Source organism: Hydrogenimonas sp., assembly GCF_029932565.1.
Taxonomy (GTDB): domain Bacteria; phylum Campylobacterota; class Campylobacteria; order Campylobacterales; family Hydrogenimonadaceae; genus Hydrogenimonas.
This window is the reverse complement of record NZ_JAOZPV010000049.1, coordinates 1-4463: the sequence shown is the minus strand read 5'-3', so window position 1 is coordinate 4463 and position 4463 is coordinate 1. Positions and strand designations below refer to the sequence as shown.

General features: G+C 56.6%; 4 protein-coding genes. 2 read left to right on the top strand and 2 right to left on the bottom strand.

Annotated elements, in window-relative coordinates:
* A partial coding sequence (locus tag Q1K24_RS06770; protein ID WP_300367886.1) for a hypothetical protein occupies positions 1–516 on the top strand: 516 nt, incomplete at its 5' end.
* Between the two features lie 36 nt (positions 517–552).
* On the opposite strand, the gene Q1K24_RS06765 is transcribed toward Q1K24_RS06770, so the two are convergent.
* Together Q1K24_RS06765 and Q1K24_RS06760 are read right to left on the bottom strand one after the other, a co-directional pair.
* Positions 553–1536 carry an iron-sulfur cluster assembly scaffold protein gene (locus Q1K24_RS06765; protein ID WP_300367882.1) on the bottom strand — a complete coding sequence of 328 codons (984 nt, stop codon included), beginning with the start codon at positions 1534–1536 and terminating at the stop codon, positions 553–555.
* A 17-nt stretch (positions 1537–1553) separates the two neighbouring features.
* Positions 1554–2741, bottom strand: coding sequence for a NifS family cysteine desulfurase (locus tag Q1K24_RS06760; RefSeq protein ID WP_300367879.1), 1188 nt, complete (start codon positions 2739–2741; stop codon positions 1554–1556).
* A 225-nt stretch (positions 2742–2966) separates the two neighbouring features.
* Here Q1K24_RS06760 and Q1K24_RS06755 point away from each other — a divergent pair, with 225 nt between their 5' ends.
* Entirely contained in the window at positions 2967–4463 is a 1497-nt protein-coding gene (locus Q1K24_RS06755) for a SulP family inorganic anion transporter (RefSeq protein ID WP_300367876.1), read from the top strand.

Sequence of the window (4463 nt, the reverse complement as noted above, 5' to 3'; positions counted from 1 at the left end):
AGAACGAGCCGCAGCGTCGTTCTGCGTGCCGGAACCCAGGTTTTTGCACGGCTCGAGAGTCCCATCGACTCCCGCGACAGCCGTGTCGGACAGGAGTACCGGGCAACCCTCCAGAACGAACTCGTCGCCAGTGACGGTACCGTCATCGCGGAAAAGGGATCGACCCTCTATGTGATGGTCGCCGACCGCGAACAGGCAGGCCGCATGATCGGCCGATCGGCCCTCGCGTTGAAACTTTCTGGCATTACCGTCAAGGGACGCCGGGTCAATGTACAGAGTAGTATTATCGGTGTCGAAGCGAAGAAGAGTCAGGGTCGCGACACTGCCAGAAAAACCCTCATCGGTGCGGGCATCGGTGCTCTCGTCGATGACGACCATGGAAAAGGCGCCCGCACCGGTGCACTCGTGGGTCTTGGCGCCGCAGCGTTGACGAAAGGTGAAGCGGTCACGATTCCCGCGGGAACTGTGGCAACATTCACGCTGCAGTCGGACCTGAAGTTCAAAGTGACGAAATAGGAGAAAAAGCCCCGGAAGGGGCTTTGGGAAGAGGAGTTAGATAGGCAGAACGCGGATATTCGGGTCGAGCTTCTCTTTAAGGGTCGATTCGATCGCGTAGAGCGTACCGGTCGTGGAACTGGCGCAACCCGAGCATGCACCGAGGTAACGAATATAGACATCGGTGTACTGGCCGTTCTGCTTGACATCCAGAACCTCCATGTTACCGCCGTCCATGATCAGGTACTGACGGACACTCTCGTCGATGACACTGTCGATCGCCTTGATCTTCTGTACGAGCGTCATGTCGTTGAACGAGATCTCTTCGCCGCTCGCCTGTTTCTCGGCCGCTTCCTTGAGTTTCTCCTCTTCCATCTCTCTGCGTGTATCGGCAAGAATGTCGACGAGATACCATTCGCGCTCTTCATGACCGCCCGGCTTGATACAGCTCTTGCAGAAAGCACCCGCTTTGGTGTAGTCGGTGATCTCTTCGACCGTTTTAAGATCGTTGAGTTTGATCACCTCCTTGATCGTGTTGAGGCTGACGCGGGCACATTCGCAGACGATGATCTCATCCTCGAAGCTCTCCATGTCGACCCCTTTGTAAAGCGATGCCGCTTTCTTGATGACGTCGTACGCCATGACCGAGCAGTGCATCTTCTGCGGCGGAACGGCCGGTGTGTTGGGCTCGTCACGCATCGCCTTCTCGACGTCGATGTTGGTGATTTTCACCGCTTCGTCGACCGTCTTGCCTTTGCAAAGCTCCACCATCGTATCGGAACTCGCGATCGCCGTGCCGCAGCCGAAGCTCTTGAACTTCGCATCGAGAATCTTGTCGGTTTTCGGATCGACGATCCAGTAGAGGCGCACGGCGTCGCCGCAGCTCTCTGCACCGAAATCGGCGACGATCAGCTCGCCGCCCAGGCGTTTGGCGTCATCTTCGGTCAGTTCGCCCTGGTTTTTGGGATTGTTCATCAACTCCTGAACTTTCTGGCTGTACTCTTCCCAGATGCTACCGCCAATCAAATCTGTTTTTGCCATAATCTTCTCCTGCTTTCTTACGCTTTCATATTTTCAGGCATATAGGCGTAGGTGCTCGAAATGGCACGCAGTCGCTCCACCGCCTTTTTAAATTGTTCGATCGTATAGTCTATCTCTTCCTCAGTCGTGAATCGGCTCAGACTCAGACGCACGGCCGTGTGCGCCAGCTCACTGTCGGCACCCACCGCTGTCATGATCGGATTCGCCTCCAGGTCTTCGCTCGCACAGGCACTTCCGGTGCTCGCCGCGATGCCGGCGCGGTTGAGATCCCACAGCATCGCTTCGCCCTCGACACCGCGAACCGAAACCAGCACCGTGTTGGGCGTACGGTTGGCACGCGGGCCGACACTGTAGATATCCGGTAGTTCCAGAATCGCGTCTTCGAGCTTGTCGCGAAGACGTCGGACGTGCTCCTCTTCGAATTTTAGGTAGTAGTTGGCGAGCTCGATCGCCTTGCCCATGCCGACGATCCCCGGAACATTCAATGTACCCGAACGGCGTCCGCCCATATGCTCTCCCCCATGCAGCAGCGATGTCAACGGATGCCCGTTACGGATATAGAGTGCACCGACCCCTTTGGGACCATGGAACTTGTGGGCCGAAAAACTCATGAAATCGACACCCGCCTGAATGACGTCGACGGGAATTTTTCCAACCGCCTGGACACCATCCGTATGGAGCAGCACCCCTTTCTCTTTACAGATTTCGGCGATCTGCTCGACCGGGAAGATCGCTCCCGTCTCGTTGTTCGCCCACATGATCGAAACGAGCGCCGTCTTGTCGGTAATGAAATCGCGTACCGTATGTGCCTCGACGATACCCTCCTGGTTGACCGGCAGATAGGTCACACGCACACCCTGCTCTTCGAGCCATCGGCAGACGGCCGTAATGGAGGGGTGCTCCACTTCCGTCGTGATGATATGATCCTTGTCGCCGTTCTTGATCAGGTCGAAGTAGATCCCCTTCAGGATCCAGTTGTTCGATTCGGTCGCACACGAGGTGACGACAATGTCGTCTTCGTCACGCGCACCGATCGCTTCATACATCTGATCCATCGCTTTGCGCAGCGCCGGATGGCACGAGGTTCCGAAATCGTGCAGCGAATTGGGGTTGCCGTAAATCTCCGTGAAGTACGGGTCCATCGCCGCCTTGACTTCCGGATCGACCATCGTGGTCGCATTGTTGTCGAGATAGACTTTCATCATTGTTAGAACTCCTGAAATCTAATTAGGACAATTTTTGTCTTAATTAACTAGTTGCATATTAAATCAAGTTTGTTTAAGGTTGGCTGAATTTGAATTTTTAATAGTTCCTGCGGAATTTTCGAAGAAGTCCATTATACATGAAAAAGCTTAATGGCATTTAAGAGCGTTTCGCTTATAATCACGCGCTTAGTATTCCGATTTACCAAAACCCCATGAAGGTCGCACATGTTCGCACAACTTCTCAAAGCCTATTCGGGCCACAGTGTCAAAAACGACGTCCTCTCGGGTGCCGTCGTCGCCATCGCACTGGTTCCCGAAGCGATCGCCTTTTCCCTGATCGCCGGGGTGTCGCCGCTGGTGGGCCTCTATACGGCCTTCCTGCTCGGGCTCATCACCGCGCTTTTCGGCGGCAAGCCGGGTATGATCAGCGGCGCCACCGGAAGCGTCGCGGTCGTCATGGTCTCGCTCGTTGCGACACACGGCGTCGAGTACCTCTTTTTCGCGACGGTTCTGACGGGACTCATCCAGGTCGCGTTCGGACTGATGCGGCTGGCGAAATTCATCCGTCTCGTTCCGCAGCCCGCGATTCTCGGATTCGTCAACGGTCTGGCCATCGTCATCGCCCTGGCACAGCTGCCGATGTTCGAAGGCGAAGGACCCATCATGTACATCCTCGTGTTCGCGACGATGGCGACGATGGTCATGCTGCCGCACTTCACCAAAGCGGTACCGGCAGGCCTCGTGGCGATCATTGTGCTCAGCGCCGTCACCGTACTCTTCGATCTCGACACGAAGCGGGTCGCCGATCTCGGGTCCATCGCCGGCGATCTGCCCGGCTTCCACTGGCCCGACGTGCCGCTGAGTTTCGAAACCTTCAAAATCGTTCTGCCGTACGCCGCGGTCATGGCGGCGGTGGGGCTCATCGAGTCGCTGCTGACCCTCTCGGTGCTCGACGAGATGAGTGGCGAAAAGGGCAACGCCAACAAGGAAGCCGTGGCTCTCGGTACGGGCAACGCCACCTGCGGCGTGTTCGGCGGCATGGCCGGCTGTGCGATGATCGGCCAGAGTATTATCAACTTCACCTCCGGTGGCCGGGGACGCCTCTCGGGTGTGACGGCGGCGATCCTGCTGATCCTCTTCGTCGTGTCGCTCAGCGATCTCATCGGCCAGATTCCGATCGCCGTGCTGGTGGGCATCATGTTCATGGTGAGCGTCGAAACCTTCGAATGGGCGAGCCTCGACCGCATACGGAAAATGCCGAAAACCGACGCCTTCATACTCGCCACCGTCACGATCGTCACAATCTTTACGGACCTCGCCATGGCGGTCATCATCGGTGTCATCATTTCGGCCCTGGTTTTCGCATGGCAGCACGCCAGAGTCTACACCCGTACCTATATCGAAGGCAATCGGAAAATCTACGAATTCGACGGCCCGCTCTTCTTCGGTTCGGTGCAGGGCTTTCTGGACCAGTTCGATGTGGCGAACGATCCCGACGAAGTAGTCATGGACTTCAAGCGGGCACGCGTGATGGATTCCAGCGGCGTCGAAGCGATCGACAAGATCACCAAACGCTACGAAGAGGCGGGCAAAAAGCTGACGATCCGCCACCTCAGCGAAGACTGCAAAAAACTGCTCAAAGCGGCCGGCAGATACTGTACCTACGAGGAGGACGACCCGACCTACAAAGTGGCCGTGGACCACGAGATGTACAATCGCTGA